The 16,216-nt window shown below is 41.7% G+C and carries 15 protein-coding genes and 2 pseudogenes; 9 read left to right on the top strand and 8 right to left on the bottom strand.

All coding sequences use genetic code 11. The annotated features are described in order from the left end of the window. Positions 1–297: 297 nt before the first annotated feature. Entirely contained in the window at positions 298–828 is a 531-nt protein-coding gene (locus AABK37_RS04940) for a hypothetical protein (RefSeq protein WP_432550486.1), read from the top strand. A 193-nt stretch (positions 829–1,021) separates the two neighbouring features. On the opposite strand, the gene AABK37_RS04935 is transcribed toward AABK37_RS04940, so the two are convergent. The 3 genes from AABK37_RS04935 to AABK37_RS04925 all read right to left on the bottom strand — a co-directional run bounded on the left by AABK37_RS04935 (position 1,022) and on the right by AABK37_RS04925 (position 2,799). Next, positions 1,022–1,381 (bottom strand): transposase, encoded by a 360-nt coding sequence (locus AABK37_RS04935; protein WP_432550485.1) that lies wholly within the window; start codon positions 1,379–1,381, stop codon positions 1,022–1,024. A 4-nt stretch (positions 1,382–1,385) separates the two neighbouring features. Beyond that, positions 1,386–2,201, bottom strand: a complete 816-nt coding sequence (locus AABK37_RS04930) for a class I SAM-dependent methyltransferase (RefSeq protein WP_432550484.1) — start codon at positions 2,199–2,201, stop codon at positions 1,386–1,388. A gap of 196 nt (positions 2,202–2,397) precedes the next feature. Continuing rightward, positions 2,398–2,799, bottom strand: coding sequence for a DUF4112 domain-containing protein (locus AABK37_RS04925; RefSeq protein ID WP_432550483.1), 402 nt, complete (start codon positions 2,797–2,799; stop codon positions 2,398–2,400). Between the two features lie 281 nt (positions 2,800–3,080). Between AABK37_RS04925 and AABK37_RS04920 the strand changes: the two genes are divergently transcribed. The 3 genes and pseudogenes from AABK37_RS04920 to AABK37_RS04910 form a co-directional block, all read left to right on the top strand. Then, positions 3,081–4,301: a damage-control phosphatase ARMT1 family protein gene (locus tag AABK37_RS04920; protein ID WP_432550482.1), complete on the top strand. Its 1,221-nt coding sequence runs from the start codon at positions 3,081–3,083 to the stop codon at positions 4,299–4,301. Positions 4,302–4,343: 42 nt separating this feature from the next. Next, positions 4,344–4,907: pseudogene (locus tag AABK37_RS04915) on the top strand (Uma2 family endonuclease); the annotation flags it as partial. A gap of 159 nt (positions 4,908–5,066) precedes the next feature. Further along, positions 5,067–5,261: pseudogene (locus tag AABK37_RS04910) on the top strand (Uma2 family endonuclease); the annotation flags it as partial. A gap of 73 nt (positions 5,262–5,334) precedes the next feature. Here AABK37_RS04910 and AABK37_RS04905 read toward each other — a convergent pair. Further along, complete coding sequence (locus AABK37_RS04905) at positions 5,335–5,913, bottom strand: Uma2 family endonuclease (protein WP_432550481.1); 579 nt, start codon at positions 5,911–5,913, stop codon at positions 5,335–5,337. A 260-nt stretch (positions 5,914–6,173) separates the two neighbouring features. On the opposite strand from AABK37_RS04905, the gene AABK37_RS04900 reads away from it, so the two are divergent. The 4 genes from AABK37_RS04900 (at position 6,174) to AABK37_RS04885 (ending at position 10,816) form a co-directional block, all read left to right on the top strand. Then, complete coding sequence (locus tag AABK37_RS04900; protein WP_432550480.1) at positions 6,174–7,532, top strand: NAD(P)/FAD-dependent oxidoreductase; 1,359 nt, start codon at positions 6,174–6,176, stop codon at positions 7,530–7,532. 182 nt (positions 7,533–7,714) lie between these two features. After that, positions 7,715–8,998, top strand: a complete 1,284-nt coding sequence (locus AABK37_RS04895; protein WP_432550479.1) for an FAD-binding oxidoreductase — start codon at positions 7,715–7,717, stop codon at positions 8,996–8,998. A 53-nt stretch (positions 8,999–9,051) separates the two neighbouring features. After that, positions 9,052–10,416: a (Fe-S)-binding protein gene (locus AABK37_RS04890; protein ID WP_432550478.1), complete on the top strand. Its 1,365-nt coding sequence runs from the start codon at positions 9,052–9,054 to the stop codon at positions 10,414–10,416. Between the two features lie 169 nt (positions 10,417–10,585). Then, positions 10,586–10,816, top strand: coding sequence for a type II toxin-antitoxin system PemK/MazF family toxin (locus AABK37_RS04885; protein WP_432550547.1), 231 nt, complete (start codon positions 10,586–10,588; stop codon positions 10,814–10,816). A gap of 62 nt (positions 10,817–10,878) precedes the next feature. Here AABK37_RS04885 and AABK37_RS04880 read toward each other — a convergent pair whose 3' ends face one another. Next, positions 10,879–11,010 (bottom strand): hypothetical protein, encoded by a 132-nt coding sequence (locus AABK37_RS04880; protein ID WP_432550477.1) that lies wholly within the window; start codon positions 11,008–11,010, stop codon positions 10,879–10,881. A gap of 222 nt (positions 11,011–11,232) precedes the next feature. Between AABK37_RS04880 and AABK37_RS04875 the strand changes: the two genes are divergently transcribed. Next, positions 11,233–12,531 (top strand): cation:proton antiporter, encoded by a 1,299-nt coding sequence (locus AABK37_RS04875; protein WP_432550476.1) that lies wholly within the window; start codon positions 11,233–11,235, stop codon positions 12,529–12,531. Between the two features lie 156 nt (positions 12,532–12,687). Here the strand turns inward: AABK37_RS04875 and AABK37_RS04870 are convergent, their stop codons facing one another. From AABK37_RS04870 to crtO, 3 genes are all read right to left on the bottom strand, one after another. Beyond that, positions 12,688–13,053, bottom strand: a complete 366-nt coding sequence (locus tag AABK37_RS04870) for a hypothetical protein (RefSeq protein ID WP_432550475.1) — start codon at positions 13,051–13,053, stop codon at positions 12,688–12,690. Positions 13,054–13,194: 141 nt separating this feature from the next. Then, positions 13,195–14,286, bottom strand: a complete 1,092-nt coding sequence (locus AABK37_RS04865) for a saccharopine dehydrogenase family protein (RefSeq protein WP_432550474.1) — start codon at positions 14,284–14,286, stop codon at positions 13,195–13,197. Positions 14,287–14,452: 166 nt separating this feature from the next. Continuing rightward, positions 14,453–16,147, bottom strand: a complete 1,695-nt coding sequence (crtO, locus tag AABK37_RS04860; protein ID WP_432550473.1) for a beta-carotene ketolase CrtO — start codon at positions 16,145–16,147, stop codon at positions 14,453–14,455. Positions 16,148–16,216 lie beyond the last annotated feature (69 nt).

Here is a 16,216-nt window from a genome sequence, read left to right as displayed (position 1 = left end):
ATTGTAAGGGCACAACAATGTTGTGCCCCTACCTGTGTACCTCATTTACCTGAAAAACGCTGTATGAAAAGCTCACGCAAAGACGAGGCAGTGGTTCACCAACAACCAACAACCAACAACTAACAACCAACAACTAATAACTAACAATCAACAACCGACACCTTCGTGTTCACCCAGTCGGGTGAAACATTTTAACCCACTCAGGTTATCCAAAAGTGCGAGGTTACATTTTGTAAAAAAAGAGATTCTAGTAATAGAGAAGATTGATTGAACTTAATTTCTAGTCAGGAAGAATCTATGAAACTCGCAAAATTCGCAACCTCTGCACTCGCTGTTGCTTCTGTTATCTTTAGTGCTGGAATTGCTAGCGCTCAAACACCTCAAACCGCTGAAACACTTGGTCTAAAGGGTAGCTACATCGGTGCTGGTGTTTCTGCTGGTGTCACCAATGGTGGAAGACAAAATGATGCCGCTTTGTTAGGTGGAAATATTCAAGGACGCGCTGCTATTCCTAATGCACCTGTTTCAGTTCGGGGCGCTGTTTTGTTCGGTGGTGATGCTACCGCAGCTATGCCTTTATTAACTTACGATGCACCTATTGCTAAAAATACTAACGTTTACGTTGGTGGTGGTTACTCGTTTGTCACCGATGAAGGTAAAGCCACTCAATTAGGAAACAAGAATACACCTGTAGTAACCCTTGGTGCTGAATCAGAAATTGCGAAAAACACCGTTTTGTATGGTGATGCAAAATGGGGTATTGACGCTTACAAAGACAGCGATGCTGGTGCTTTAAGCTTGCAAACTGGTGTTGGTTTCCGCTTCTAATTTTTATGACTGATACTAAAATGCAGTCATTTCACTTGGCGGAAATAGTTATTAAAGGACGCGGAACACGGATAAACTTATCCGCCTCACCGCGTCCTTTATAATGTGCGTAGTAGATGATATTGTCTAAAAACTATAATTAAATGTATATGAGATAGCTAGTGGTGCTTTATAACAAAGTTTAACGCACCATTCATAAAGTGAGAATTAAAGCGCCATCTCGACCAGTACCAAGTTGAATCAATTTGTCTTTAATAGAATAGTCATAAGTAAACACCTTTAATACTTTAATAGATGCTTTGGCTTTTAATTGAGTAATAAAGTCAACATTTTGATTAATAAGTTGCTCAAAAAATTGGAAATGATAAAAGCCTCTGTCCAATAAAATTAGGGTTTTAGTAGGAAGTAAATTCAGAAGCACTGTCTCAAAATTAGTATCGCTTGTGCATGGGTTTGTATGAAACCAAATTTCGATGGGTAGACCAGTCACCAGACGAAGAGACTTTGCACGTCCGCTCCAACCAAGTTGTTCTGCCGCGTTATCCGACCTCAACAGTTTAGCTGTCTTTGCGGGCAACATGAACAGCAGAAAGAAACGAGAGTTGTACGCTATCTCCAAATTTTTCTAGCTTCTCTCGCAATCCTGCAAATAGTAACTCTTTCGCTTGTGGCTCTAGTCTCCGCAAGGTACTCAAAAGCTTGAGGTAGTCATCAATGCTATAGGTGACTTCACACGCAGTTTGCTCGACAACCAACTGTTTAAAACAATTGGAGTCTAAAATCTCTTGTCCAAACCCCCTCAAAATCTCCGCTTGAATCTGGGCACCTTCATATCGAACAAGGGAGGGCGTATAAGCTTGATACACTTCCTCGATCGCTTGGTAAACTTCGTATTTCGGTTCTGGGGTCAGATTCCATAGCAGGATAAGAAAACCGTTATCGCACATTGCTGCTGCTGCCTTGGTATATCTAATCTCTGGCGGTATCCAGTGAAAAGCATTGGCTCCTAGAACGGCATTGAACTGTTTTGCTTCTAGTTCCCACTCCTCAAATGATGTATTGCAAATTGTAACTTTTGGATATCGATCGCAGTTGTGTTGTGCCAAATGACAAAAATCCTGGTTTGGCTCAAGACACGTCATTGAAAAACCAAATTGAGCAAAAGCCACCGTCGCATTTCCTGGACCACAACCAACCTCAAGAATCGATGCATCTGAGTCAAGTTGGGCTAAAGAGACAGACCGATCAATTAGTTCCTTTGGATAGTGCGGTCTTGCGTTGTAATAAACATCAGCAACGGGAGAATACCAAGTCCTTCGCTGTTCCAAATCCATAGAAGCTCTAGCATTTATTTCTTGTCTAAAGTCTTGCATAAGCTAGTTTTGTCAGCGATGAAGTCCAATTTAATTTTAGAACCAGGAAGGAATCTATCAAAGTTTTTATTAAGGTTATTTTGTGTATTTTAACTGATTGACAAAAGGCACTTTATCTTAACCTTTCACGAATGCTCTACGACGGTTGCGATGTTTTTATTAGTGTTAATTTTTTGACATAATATTATATATTCAGCTAATTAGATGAAGCTAAATTGCCTTCTTCAAAAGCAACTTTAGAGAATTCTGGTTCGACTGCTGTTAGATGCTTTTCCAAAATTGCTAAATTGCGGATATTAGATTTATAAACAGCATCAAATAAGTCACCTATTAAAGGCACTGTACCCACAACAGCTTCCAAACCAACGTTGAAAATCATTTGCCTTAAATCTTGATTTGGAATACCGACGCGGGTTGCTAAATATATTATATAAGCCGAAAATGCTGTACTGACTAAATCACCAGCACCAGGAACAAGACCAAGAATTGGGTCTAACCCAAAACGAAAGCGCGTCCCAGGAATACCGATAGATGTATCCATCAGACGGCTGAGTTTACGAATGCGATTGAGAGTAGCTAGGCGTTCAGTAGTGTCCATAATTTACAATATTTGCACTTTTGTTTGATTTTTGTCTTATACCGTAAGAAAGAGTTTGGTAGAGACGTTCCGCCGGAACGTCTGTACAATAGTTAGGAGTTGTAAATGAGCAATATCTTGATAGTGATTAGTGCGTAGGAGCATTTTTTGACAACTAACAATTAACAGAGTATAGCTTAATAACTTTTTAACTTAATGGTAGATTTTATAATTTTCCGGGGCTAATTCTCAAAACAAGGATAGAATAACTAAAAATTAAGAGGGAAAGAGAACTTGTGGTGATGACACCCGACATTCCCAAATTACCCCTACCATCTCCACTTTTGGGGTCTGAAGTTGGTACTTTTACTGAGTATACAGTAACTCAACGAATGCCTGCGATCGCACGCCGAGTCATCACTGAAAATAATTACCCAGAAAACATTAATGATTGCCTAAAACAACTAGCCAGTGAGTTACCCTCAGAATCTTTGTCACCTCTTTTACATGACACTGGTGTTGATTTTTCAGATTGGATGAAATATCTACAACCATTCAAAGGTCAGCGTTGGATTGATGTTCCCTGGTTCTTAGCAGAAACTTATTTTTATCGTCTAATTCTGGAAATTACTAATTACTTTCGCAAAAGTCAATTCCAAGGTGTCGATCCATTTCAATTAGAGAAAAATAAAGATTTAGAAACATCTCTTGACTCGACAAGAGCTTTATGCATTCAACTTAATCAATGGTTGGCTGATGCACAAAAAGAGGAATTAAATCAAACAGCTTTGATTGCTTTGTTATATTTTGCGCTGTGGGGAAATCGTGTAGACTTAAGTTTGTGGTCAGCATTGGAAAGCGAACGCAGTCATTTTGATATTCAAAGCCAACAATCTCACATTTTAGTCGATGATGCTGCCAAAGTGACGGAATTGTTAGCCAGTAAGGGTAAACGCATTGACTTTGTGATAGATAATGCTGGTTTTGAACTGGTTTGCGACTTATGTTTGCTAGATTTTCTTCTAGGTAGTGGTGTAGCAAGTCAAGTAAAGCTGCATTTAAAGCCTCACCCGACTTTTGTCTCTGATGCCATGATTAAAGATGTGCTGCATACAATCGAGTTTTTAGCAGCTGACAATCATGAAGATGTTACATCATTTGCCAAGCGGTTGCAAGAAAATATTGCCTCAAATCGCTTAGTTTTATCTGAAGATTACTTTTGGACATCACCTTTAGCTTTTTGGGAAATACCCGACACACTCAAAAGTGATTTATCAGCCGCGAATTTGATCGTAATTAAAGGTGATGCGAATTATCGGCGATTGTTGGGCGATCGCCATTGGGATTTTACCACAAACTTCGCAGATATCGTATCTTACTTCAGCGTCCCCATCGTTGCTTTACGCACTCTCAAGTCGGAAGTCGTCGCTGGGTTAAAACCAGAAGTTATTCAGCAAGTAGCAAAATCTGACTCTGATTGGCTCACTAATGGACAATGGGGTGTGATTCAATTGGTAGACTAGACTTACCTGAGGTGAAATAATAATCTTTGGTGAGAAAAAGCGATGACTATTGAACCTGTCAGCCTTGTTTTACCAGACCATACGCAGCTACCAGAATCAGACGGGACTTTTGTGTTCGCAAAGCGTGCCGGAGGCAAAAATTTTCAGGAGCATCCCCAGAGTATCCTGCTGACAGACTCAATTCAACCGCGTTTGCAACAAATTCACGCAGATGGGCAATACTGCATTGGGCAAGATTGCGGTATATACTGGCGGATGACTACTCCTCCAGAACGAGGCGCCGAAGCACCAGATTGGTTTTATGTTGCGAATGTCCCCCCAACTCTTAACGGTGAATTGCGACGTTCTTATGTATTATGGCAGGAACTGATCGCACCGTTGATTGTTTTGGAATTTGTCTCTGGTAACGGAGAACAAGAGTGAGATAATACAGCTTTTGAAGGCAAATTTTGGATTTACGAACAAGTTATTCGTCCTGCTTTCTACGGTATTTATGAAGTGAAAAAGGCAGCAGTAGAAGTTTATCAAATGGTTGCGGGTAACTACCAGTTGATGGCTGCTAATGAAAGAGGACATTATGCGATCGCTCCTTTGAAAGTAGAATTACTCACATCTTGCGCCTACACCCTAGAAGGGTGAGGCTATACAAACAAAGCCTGCCTACGCAGGCTATAAATCCTTGTTTATTCGTGCGCTCAGTCTAGAAAAAATGTTTTTATTATAACTACCTCAAGCAGTATTAACACGTTGGTGCAAGATATGAAATTAGGTATATGGCTTGGTGAGTATCTCAATGCCAATTTACCCTGGTTGCGTTGGTGGGATGACCAAGGAAATCTTTTGCTGACTGGTGATGAACGCGCTGAACAAGAACATCAACGCGCTGAATAAGCTGAAGCCGAAAATGCACGTTTACGCGAACAATTACGCGCTTTAGGTGTAAATCCTGATTCCTTGTAATGAAATAGTTACTAAAGAGCCAGTCCACCAATATATGTTGACAAAAACGCTCCTGTGATGTAAATGTTGAACTTTAAGCCTGCCCAGCCGACAATACTTGGGCTGCGGTCAAATCCAGCATTGGAAAAGTTGCTGACTTAATAACCTCTGTTCCTTCAAACACAGTTTCTTCATACAGTCCCTCTACCAGAGTCAGCAGGGTAATTCTAGCTCTATCGGCATCAACAATCCAGTATTCAGGGATACCCCGTGCTGCGTACTCAGAACGCTTATAGCGGTAGTCTCTATCCTCATTTACCTTTCCTGGCGAGACAACCTCAACCACCATTGCTGGGGAAGGCATATCTGGAACGATGGTAGCCCGTCCTCCTGCGATCGCTTCTAATAACTCCTGCGTCAAGATCATCAAGTCAGGCAGTCGCACACGAGTCCGGTTGCCTATGACCACGAGTTCTGTATCTTTATGGCGGATGAGTTGAATCGGGACAAACTTGAGAAACTGTGACAGTAAATAGAGAGAAATTAAGTTATTTCTATCACTTTCCGGTGGCATTTCAACCAACTCTCCATCCACAAGTTCGTACCGAGCATCTGTGCCATCATCATAGGCAAGATACTCGTTCAGAGTGAGTTTCTTGAATGCTGTGGTCATAAGCTTTTTGACCTAATCATCACTCTAAACCTATATTTTACCTTTATTCTGCGATGTTGATATTTTAATAGCTTAATTGGGAACAATAAATCGTCGTCTCTACAAAAGGCATGATTTGCTGGACACGCTCTTAAATGTAGCTTTGATTACCTTTATCAGAAATTCATCTGTGCAAGCCAAACAGCAACAAATGTGACAAACTTGATACAACGAAATTTGTTAAGAATAGTAACAACAGTTTGAAAAAGGAAAGATTTCTTATGATATCACTTGACAATCAGCCACCCCATCAGGTAGTAATCGTTGGTGGTGGTTTTGGTGGACTTTATGCCGCGAAAGCCTTAGCCAAAGCTTCAGTAAACGTTACACTGATTGATAAACGGAACTTTCATCTATTTCAACCGCTGTTGTATCAAGTTGCGACAGGTGCGTTATCTCCGGCTGATATTTCTTCGCCATTGCGATCGGTGTTGAGTAAAAGCAAAAATACCAAAGTACTGTTAGGTGAAGTGAATGATATCGATCCAGAAGCGCAAAAAGTGATTTTGGGTGATGAAGTAGTACCTTACGATACGTTAATTGTCGCTACAGGTGCAAAACATTCTTACTTTGGTAAAGACGACTGGGAAGAATTCGCACCCGGTTTGAAAACTGTGGAAGATGCGTTGTTAATGCGTCGTCGCATCTTTACGGCATTTGAAGCTGCTGAAAAGGAAATTGATCCAGAAGTGCGGCGTGCTTGGTTAACATTTGTAATAGTTGGTGGTGGTCCAACCGGTGTAGAATTAGCGGGGGCGATCGCCGAATTAGCATACCACACCCTGAAAGAAGATTTTCGCAACATTGACACCAGAGAAGCGCAAGTTTTGCTTCTCGAAGGTATGGATCGTATTCTCCCACCCTTCGCACCGGAATTGTCAGTTGAAGCGGAAGCATCTTTAACGCGGATGGGTGTCACCGTACAGACAAAAGCATTGGTAACGAATATAGAAGATGATGTCGTTACTATCAAACAAAACGATGGAGTTAGAGAGATTGCCGCAAAAACAGTATTATGGGCAGCAGGTGTCAAAGCGTCGGCAATGGGAAAAGTTTTGACAGAACGCACTTTTGCGGAATGCGATCGCGCTGGACGAGTTATTGTTGAACCCGACTTAAGTATCAAAGGATATTCTAATATTTTTGTAGTTGGTGATTTAGCGAATTTTTCCTATCAAAATGGTAAACCTTTACCCGGTGTCGCACCCGTAGCCAAACAACAAGGAGAATACGTAGCTTCGCTGATTCAACAAAAACTTCAAGGTAAAACTTTATCACCGTTTCACTACATCGATCGCGGTAGTTTAGCGATGATTGGGCAAAATTTAGCCGTTGTGGATTTAGGTTTTATTAAACTTACAGGTTTCTTAGCTTGGCTATTTTGGCTATTAATTCACATCTACTTCTTAATTGAGTTTGACAACAAATTAGTAGTGATGATTCAGTGGGGCTGGAACTATTTTACTCGCAATCGCGGCGCAAGATTGATTACAGGTAAAGAAATGCTTCAGGAAATAGAAGTTGAAGACAATAACGGTTATTACAAATCACTGAAAAAGAAACAGGCAGTTAACGTTTAGAGAACAATAAAGTTTTTTGTCAGAATCCCGGTTTCTTCAAGAAACCGGGATTCTCTTTTCTTGAAGCCGGGATTCTCTTTGCTATATTTTAGACCAGATATGCCCAATGCTGTCTTTTAAGATATTACTTATTTATTTGGTGAAAACCAGTACATTAGATTTAGGGATTCAAAAATAAACTAATGAAAGCAAACGCCTCTAGTTTTGCATCTATCGTGGGGGAAGATAATGTCTGCATATGGGAAGATATCGAACTTAGTCGCCAAGAGCGTATTCTACAGGCGATAATGCCAGGAAGCGTTCCTAGTTGCATTGTTTATCCCCACACTACCGAAGAATTAGCACAAGCGATCGCCCACGCTCACCAAAATAACTGGCGCGTTTTAAGTTGCGGTAATTGTAGTAAAATCAGTTGGGGCGGTTTAGCAACTTGCGTTGATGTCGTCATCAGTACCGAACGCATTAACCAACTAATTGAACATGCAGTTGGGGATTTGACTGTCACCGTAGAAGCGGGAATGAAATTCTCAAAGCTTCAGGCAATTTTAGCAGATCGTCTGCAATTTCTCGCCCTCGATCCTACCACACCAGAGTCAGCAACTATTGGTGGAATTATCGCCACAGCTGATACAAATTCTTTGCGGCAGCGTTACGGCAGTGTGCGCGATCAACTTTTGGGTATTACCTTTGTCCGTGCTGATGGACAAATTGCCAAAGCTGGGGGACGTGTGGTGAAAAATGTTGCCGGTTACGATTTGATGAAGTTGTTTGCTGGCTCTTATAGCACACTTGGGATTATAAGTCAAGCAACTTTTCGAGTTTATCCGTTGCCGGAGATATCGGGGACGGTGGTGCTAACTGGTAGGGCTGAGGCTATATCTCAAGCTGCGGAAACTCTGCGAGGTTCGGCACTGACACCAACTGAGGCTGATTTGCTTTCAAGTCAAGTTGTGTCTAATTTAGGTTTGGGTAAGGGTTTGGGTTTAATTGCTCGCTTTCAAAGTATAGTTGAGAGTGTGAAGGAACAGTCAAACCGACTTTTGGAAGTAGGGGAAAAGTTGGGTTTAGAAGGGACGATTTATTCTGCGGCAGATGAAGCTGATTTATGGCAGAAATTACGAGAGCAAATACATTCTGACGTTACAGGGTCGGTAATTATTTGCAAAATAGGAGTGTTACCTACTGCTGCGGTGGAAGTTTTGACTTCGGTGGAGGTGGGGTTGGTTCATGTTGGTAGTGGTTTAGGGGTGTTGCGGTTTGAGGGTGAAGGTGAGGTTGTCAAGATGCGATCGCTCTGTGAAGGTAATAGTGGTTTCCTCACTATTTTGTCTGCACCGATTGCTGTAAAACAAAAAGTAGATGTGTGGGGATATACGGGTAATGCTTTGCAGTTTATGCGGGGTATTAAGGAACAGTTTGATGGGAAGAATGTTTTAAGTCCTGGTCGTTTTGTGGCGGGGATTTGAGAAGAGAAACGAACCGCGAAGGCGCAAAGGGCGCGAAGAAAGAGGGGAGAAGTATGCAGGTTTCAGATAATACAGATAGTAATTTCAATAATACGGCTAGTTTGAAGAATTTGGCAGGGTTTGATGCGAATCATCCGCCTGAGCCGAAGTTGATTGATAGTTGTGTGCATTGTGGGTTCTGTTTATCAACTTGTCCTAGTTATCGGGTGATTGGTAAGGAGATGGATTCTCCACGAGGAAGAGTCTATTTGATGGATGCAATTAATGAGGGGGAAGTTGCGCTGAATGAGGCGACGGCATCACATTTTGATTCGTGTTTGGGATGTCTTGCTTGTGTGACTACTTGTCCTTCTGGTGTGCAGTATGACAAGTTAATTTCGGCTACTCGTCCGCAAGTTGAAAGGAATTATCCGCGCAGTTTGCCTGATAGGTTATTTCGCCAATTGATATTTTCTCTGTTTCCTTATCCGAACCGATTAAGGTTTTTATTGGTTCCATTGTTGGTTTATCAAAAGTTGGGTTTGAATAAATTTGTGCGTTTTACTGGTTTATTACCGCGCATTTCTCCCCGCTTGGCTGCAATGGAATCAATTTTGCCGGAAGTTACTTTAAAATCTTTTCAAGATAATTTGCCTACTGTTATTAAGGCAAAAGGTGAAAAACGTTATCGTGTTGGTGTGATTTTGGGCTGTGTACAACGGTTGTTTTTCTCGCCGGTGAATGAAGCAACTGTGCGAGTTTTAACGGCGAATGGCTGTGAGGTTGTGATTCCTAAATCTCAAGGTTGTTGTGCTGCGCTTCCGGAACATCAAGGACAAACTGAACAAGCGAAGGCTTTGGCGAGACAGATGATTGATAGTTTTGCTGACACTAATGTGGATGCGGTGATTATCAATGCTGCTGGTTGCGGTCATACTTTAAAAGAATACGGTCATATTTTAGAAGATGACCCAGAATATCGCGAAAAGGCGAAGGAATTTGCTAGTAAGGTAAAGGATGCACAAGAGTTTTTGGCAACAATTGGTTTAACGGCGAAGCTGTCACCAATTGCTGAGAAACCGTTGAATTTGGTTTATCAAGATGCTTGTCATTTATTGCACGGACAAAAGATTAGCGTGCAACCGCGTCAGTTATTGCGGCAAATTCCAGGGGTGAAGTTAAGGGAACCAATAGACGCGGCTTTGTGTTGTGGTAGTGCGGGAGTTTATAATATGCTGCAACCGGATGTTGCTGATGAATTGGGTAGGCAAAAGGTGCAGAATTTGTTGAATACTAATGCTGATTTAATTACTTCTGCTAATCCTGGTTGTACGTTGCAAATTACTAAACATTTAAAGTTGCAGGGTAAGGAGATTTCAGTGATACATCCGATGGAATTGTTGGATTATGCGATTAGGGGTGAGAAGTTGGAGGTTTAATATTAAAAGCCCGCAGGCTAGAAGCCTGGGGCTATACAAACAAAGCCCGCCTACGCGGGCTTCCTTTTTACGAGTTTAGTCAATTTCGATCCAACTATCGGTGCAGAGATTAAAAAAACCCGTCCAGCTTTAATGCAAGCAAAATGATGTTTCTAATCAATACAGTCCGATCGCTGTTGTAGCTGCTATTACCTCTCAATTTGAAGAACCATTTTATCCTACCGAAGTGTTGATTAAAGCGCCAGAAGGCGGTTTGGCGGTTGATTCGGTTGCACTCCTCAATCAGATTCGTTCAATTGACAAACAGACGCTAATTAAACGTTTAGGAAATCTGAAATCAGAAACTATGGAACAAGTAGATAAAGCAATTCAAATCAGTCTTGGTTTAGTGAAGTTTTAAAGCGATCGCTTATTTGAAATCAAACATGACCGCGATCGCCTGTTACAACTACAGTTTTACCCTCATAAAGTGCGATGGGCAAAGCCCCGCCTTGTCCTGTCGGACACGCTAGCCTGCGGCAACGATCCTGGGCGAACGCGAACGGCGATCGCACCACGACGCACTAATTTGAGGAGTTGATTATCGACGTTCAACAGAGGATATCTGCACTCTAATATATTTCGGTTATCTCTGCGTTATGTAAATCTCAATGCAGAGGAAATTATCCTTATGATTTCACGCACCCAAATTTAATGTTCTACCAGAGGTAAAAATAAGATTTATATACTTGTCATAAATCTACCACAAGGTATTTATAACCAAAAGCGATCGCCTCTAAACTTACAAGGCAAAGCTTATTTTTTATACAAATCGTTATGGTAGATGTTTATATTCTCAATCTACTTTTCATTGGTCTACTCTTACTATTGGTGACGCTAGGTTCAGGCTTCATTTCACGCTTACCTCTTTCCTTTGCCCTCATCTATCTAGTGGTAGGTATTTTGGTAGGACCTTATGGCTTAGGGCTGATTAAATTGCGTCAAGAGGGAACATTCAACGCCGAGATACTAGAAAAAATAACCGAATTTGTGGTGATTGTTTCAGTATTCGGTTGCGGCTTAAAAATCGTTCGTCCGCTACGTTTAAAAGCTTGGGATATAACGACGCGATTGATTGTATTTTTGATGCCAATTTCCATTTTTGCGCTAGCTGTAGTAGGCAAATTGTTTTTAGGAATGAATTGGGGAGAGGCAATTTTATTAGGAGCAATTTTAGCACCAACTGACCCAGTTTTAGCATCAGAAGTACAACTGACAGATACAAACGACCAAGATGAGTTGCGCTTTGGTTTAACTTCTGAAGGTGGTTTAAATGATGCTTTGGCTTTTCCCTTTGTTTATTTTGGCATTCATTCGTTAAAAGATGATAATTGGAACAACTGGTTGAAACAATGGGTTGCAGTTGATTTAATTTGGGCGATCGCTGCTGGTATCGTCATGGGAATTATCGTTGCCAAAGCAGTAGTTTGGTTCGATAAAAAAGTTCAAAAACGCCGCCAGGTTGATGAGACGATGGAAGATTTTGTAGCCATCAGCACGATTTTGCTAACTTATTCATTGACAGAAATTGTTAATGGCTATGGATTTTTGGCAGTATTTGTTGCTGGATTAGTTGTAGAGCGAAGTTATAGAAATCCAGATAAACCATTACAAGAATTAAAATTTGTAGAGCGAATTGAAAAGCTATCGGAAGTCTGCACAATTTTAATATTGGGGTCGATATTATTATTTAAGCCGATGCTTGATTATGCTGGTCAATCTTTGTTAGTGATAGTAGTTTTGTTCTTTGTGATTCGACCTGTGGGAGCTTGGATTAGTACAATGGGTAAGCGATCGCCAAAGTCGCGTCACCAGAAAATGGACTCGCGAACTCGCTGGCTATTTGGTTGGTTTGGTATTCGCGGTGTTGGCTCTTTATATTATCTGGCTTATGCATTTAGTAATGGTTTAAAAGGCGAACTTGGTGAACAAATTGCCTGGATTACTTACACAACTATTGTTGTTTCAGTAATTGTACATGGAATTAGTTCAACTCCATTAATGAATTGGTACGAGCGCAGAATTGCCGACCACGAAAATGCAACTCCCCCCGCTACAGTTGATGAATTCGAGTGAAAAAGAGGAGAGGGGGAGAGGGGGATGGGGGGATGGGGAGACAAGGAGACAACGAAGAAAATTCACCTCATCCCCCTTTTCTCCCTTGTCCCCCTGTCCCCTTGTCCCCCTGTCCCCCTGTCCCCCTCGTCCCCTACTTCCCTGTCACCTTTTTAATCACTCTTTAGCTTTTTCACCGAAACTTTCTGGGGGATTTTGTGCTTTTTCAGCTTTTACATTTCTTTCGTAAGCCTTCTGCATCGTATTCAGGCTTTTACCATCTTTTAGTGCTTGTTCGTAAGCTTCTTCTCGCTGTTCTTCGCGAAAACCTGCGGCTTCGTTACGTTCGTAAGCGCGGTCAATCTTTTCTTGTGGCGTTGGTTTATACTCTGGAGGTATCAGCTTCAATTCTTCAAGTGTGGTTGCATAACTAGGCTGCTGAACCACCATGAATAAACCCGACAGACTAATAAAAATCATCAAACCAAAAACTAAAATGCTTGAAAGTAGTGCTTGCTTTAAAGTTAATAAAAATCTTGGCATGGAAAAACCCTCCTAATTTTCTGTTTTCAGCCTTTGTTTTGCGTAAATAAAGACAATTACTTACACCATTTACAAGGGTCACAGGCATCCTAAGTGTTTCATGACAATTCTTCTTCTATCGGAGGATACATTAATTTTTTGCTATAACCAATTGTGATATATCTTAATTCCTCGGCTTTGCACTATATATTCAAATAAATCTGTTGGTAGTGCTTCTTCTACAGGAAAAACGCCTGGTTTATTAAGTTTGCCCTCTAATAATAATTGAGCAATACTACCAGTGCCACAACCCGAAGCCATTGCCGTATTTTGATGCAATAAGTCTGAGCAAAAAATACTTGTCTCACCGTTTTTTTGCCCTGTAACTTCTGCGCGAACTGCTACCCCAATACCAGTAAAGTTATTAGTCACATCCGTCAGAAAATGACTTACATGAGCCAAAAATTCGATAGTTCCACGCTTGTGCATCAACCATTTTGGAAACACATGAGCAGTAATCCAAGTCATGTGATTGTAAAAATCGGGAACTGATCCAAACTTAGTAATTACGGTTTTGATTGATGGGAAAGCGTGGGGTAATGTGAAAGTTTCTGGCATATCAAACCAGTAAACTCCAGTGCGTCCGTAGGGGGGGAGAAAGTTAACAGCTTCCCGTTGGCTATAAGGCTTAACTGTTTGCCATTTGCCGTCTATCCAAGCATCAAAAGGATGTTGCAACCCTAGAAATGTTGTCCGCATGACGGTGACACCAGCACCACCAGAACCAGATACCAAATAACTTAAATGTATCTTTTCGGCTGTATCGAATTGCTCGACACCTTGACGTACCATGCTGTTAGAAATACCGGGAAAAATACCAGTATTAACAATTGCCGTAACACCAGCGGCGGCGGCTTGTTCATGATATTTTAAAGCTTTGCTGGTATATGAACGGTGATCGCTAACATCTACATAGTTAACGCCTTGTTCAATGCAAATTTTCAGAACATTGGCATCGCGGTAATGAAAAGGACCGGCACAGTGGACGACTAAATCGGCAGAGGCGATCGCCTGCTGCAATTTGTCAACCTCCGCCAAGTCTAAAACCAGAAATTTCCATCGCGGATTGCTAATTCCAATCTCAGGCGATCGCCCGGTGATGGTAATTTCCGCCTGCGTGTGCGTGGCTAGATCCTGGGCAACACTACTGCCGATCCGCCCTCTTCCTCCAAGAATCAAAACCCGATTTGTCATTGCTCCAGTATTGGCAACAGTAGCTTTATTACATCAATTTTCCCTTATCTTTGTCATCGATAACAAGTATGGACATCGCCTACTCAAGAAGGAAGATATTTAAATTTCACACCAAGACACAAAAATACTAAATCTTTTTTTGCGTCTTGGCGTGAGATTTCAAAGATTATCCCCGCCCCAAGACAGATGCAACAGTAGACTTGAGAGAATCTCCTGCATCTTTGAGTGTCTGTGACACAGGTTGGCGATCGTGCAAAAACATCCGCGCACAGTTGCGTCCCGGCAACCCAGAAATCGAACCCCCCGGATGAGTTCCCGCGCCAGTCAGATATAAATTATTAATCGGCGTTTTATAATTAGCTATTTCCGGCAGCGGACGGAAGCACAGCATCTGTTCTAAAGTCATGTCGATGTGGTAATAGTTACCCCCGTAAGTCCCCAGACGTTGCGCCAATTCAGCGGGGCTTTCCACATGACGGGCAATGATTGAATGTTTCAAATTGGGCGAATACTGTGCCAGTTTATCCAACACTTTGTCTGCAACTTTGTTTTTCAATTCATCCGTCCAACCGGTACCCTTTAACCCCGTCCCTTCTGCACCGGCGATTTGATAAGGGGCAAAAAACTCAATCCACAGCGTATGTTTGCCTTCAGGTGCCATTGAAGGGTCGAGTCCTGTAGGCATCACCACATACATTGATGGATCTTCATCAGGAATTTTACCCAAAGTAATCTCGCTGTGTGCCTGTTCCACATGGTTCATGGAATCTGCAATCAAAATCGAACCAATGAGGTATTCATCTTTGTGTTGGTGATGTTCAAAGTGCAGCGGTTCAGATAAAGCACAATCAATTTTCAGGATGGTTTCATTGTTGTTGACGATGCGTCGGTCTAATCTTTCTCGCAGATTCGCATCCGCAGTATCCACATCGCTTGGATCGATGTGTTGTAAAAATAACCGCTTGGCATCAAGACTGGAAATTACACCTTTGTTAGCGCGATATTCTTTACCACTAGCAACCCTTACACCAACAGCTTTCCCGTTATCTACTAAAACTTTTTCCACCTTCTGGTCGGTAAGAATAACGCCACCTTTACTAGTGACGCATTTTACCAAAGCTTTCGTGAGTGCGCCCGTACCGCCGCGAGGACGTGCCATACCTGGGTTATGACGCAACGCCATCATCATCGCCCCAAAGGACATGGCTTTTTGCGAGGGAGGGGAACTTAGTTCTGCGGATAGTCGGGCAAGAGGTGCTTTGACAAACTCAGAATCAAAGTATTCGTTAATATTATCTATCGGACTGCCGAGAAGCGTGCGAATTAAATCTAGGGTGGTGTTAGTACCGCCAAGAATTGAAAACAAATCTGGCAAATTTTTCAAACCATAGCTACCAACAATGTCTACAATTGATTTGGGTGCTGCATTAAAAAAGGGTGTCACCGCTTTGACAAATCTTTGCCAAAATTCAGTGTATTCTGCATATTTTTGAGCATCTCTCTCGCTATAACGAGCAATTTCCGCACAAGTCTTTTCTACAGATTTATGTGCTAAGAAATACTTGCCGTCAGGATGCGGACAAAATGCCACCGGATCGCATTCCAAATATTCCAATCCGTACTTGTGCAATTCTAATTCTTGAATTACCGAACCTAGGAAAATAAATAGGTGATTAATCGCGCAGGGGTTAAATTTAAAACCAGGCGCTTCTTCAGGCATAAGCTCTTCAGTTGTCGCACCACCACCGGGAATTGAACGAGATTCCAGTAGCAAAACGCTGTATCCTTCTTGAAGTAGATATGCGGCGCAAACTAAACCGTTATGTCCGGCACCAATAATAATGACATCATACGCTTCCATAATTGCAACTTGGGAATAAAGTATATTCCCCGATATTAGAAAGCGGTTAAGAATTCTTAATCTTTCGTG

The organism is Tolypothrix sp. VBCCA 56010, from assembly GCF_050875635.1.
GTDB lineage: Bacteria > Cyanobacteriota > Cyanobacteriia > Cyanobacteriales > Nostocaceae > Hassallia.
This window is presented reverse-complemented; position numbering and strand designations above follow the sequence as displayed.

Coding starts and splice junctions, on each gene's coding strand:
- AABK37_RS04920 (WP_432550482.1), top strand. CDS start 3,081: ATGACACCCGACATTCCCAAATTACCCCTACCATCTCCACTTTTGGGG.
- AABK37_RS04875 (WP_432550476.1), top strand. CDS start 11,233: ATGGTAGATGTTTATATTCTCAATCTACTTTTCATTGGTCTACTCTTA.
- AABK37_RS04925 (WP_432550483.1), bottom strand. CDS start 2,799: ATGGACACTACTGAACGCCTAGCTACTCTCAATCGCATTCGTAAACTC.
- AABK37_RS04870 (WP_432550475.1), bottom strand. CDS start 13,053: ATGCCAAGATTTTTATTAACTTTAAAGCAAGCACTACTTTCAAGCATT.
- AABK37_RS04890 (WP_432550478.1), top strand. CDS start 9,052: ATGCAGGTTTCAGATAATACAGATAGTAATTTCAATAATACGGCTAGT.
- AABK37_RS04895 (WP_432550479.1), top strand. CDS start 7,715: ATGAAAGCAAACGCCTCTAGTTTTGCATCTATCGTGGGGGAAGATAAT.
- AABK37_RS04900 (WP_432550480.1), top strand. CDS start 6,174: ATGATATCACTTGACAATCAGCCACCCCATCAGGTAGTAATCGTTGGT.
- AABK37_RS04865 (WP_432550474.1), bottom strand. CDS start 14,286: ATGACAAATCGGGTTTTGATTCTTGGAGGAAGAGGGCGGATCGGCAGT.
- AABK37_RS04930 (WP_432550484.1), bottom strand. CDS start 2,201: ATGCAAGACTTTAGACAAGAAATAAATGCTAGAGCTTCTATGGATTTG.
- AABK37_RS04905 (WP_432550481.1), bottom strand. CDS start 5,913: ATGACCACAGCATTCAAGAAACTCACTCTGAACGAGTATCTTGCCTAT.
- crtO (WP_432550473.1), bottom strand. CDS start 16,147: ATGGAAGCGTATGATGTCATTATTATTGGTGCCGGACATAACGGTTTA.
- AABK37_RS04940 (WP_432550486.1), top strand. CDS start 298: ATGAAACTCGCAAAATTCGCAACCTCTGCACTCGCTGTTGCTTCTGTT.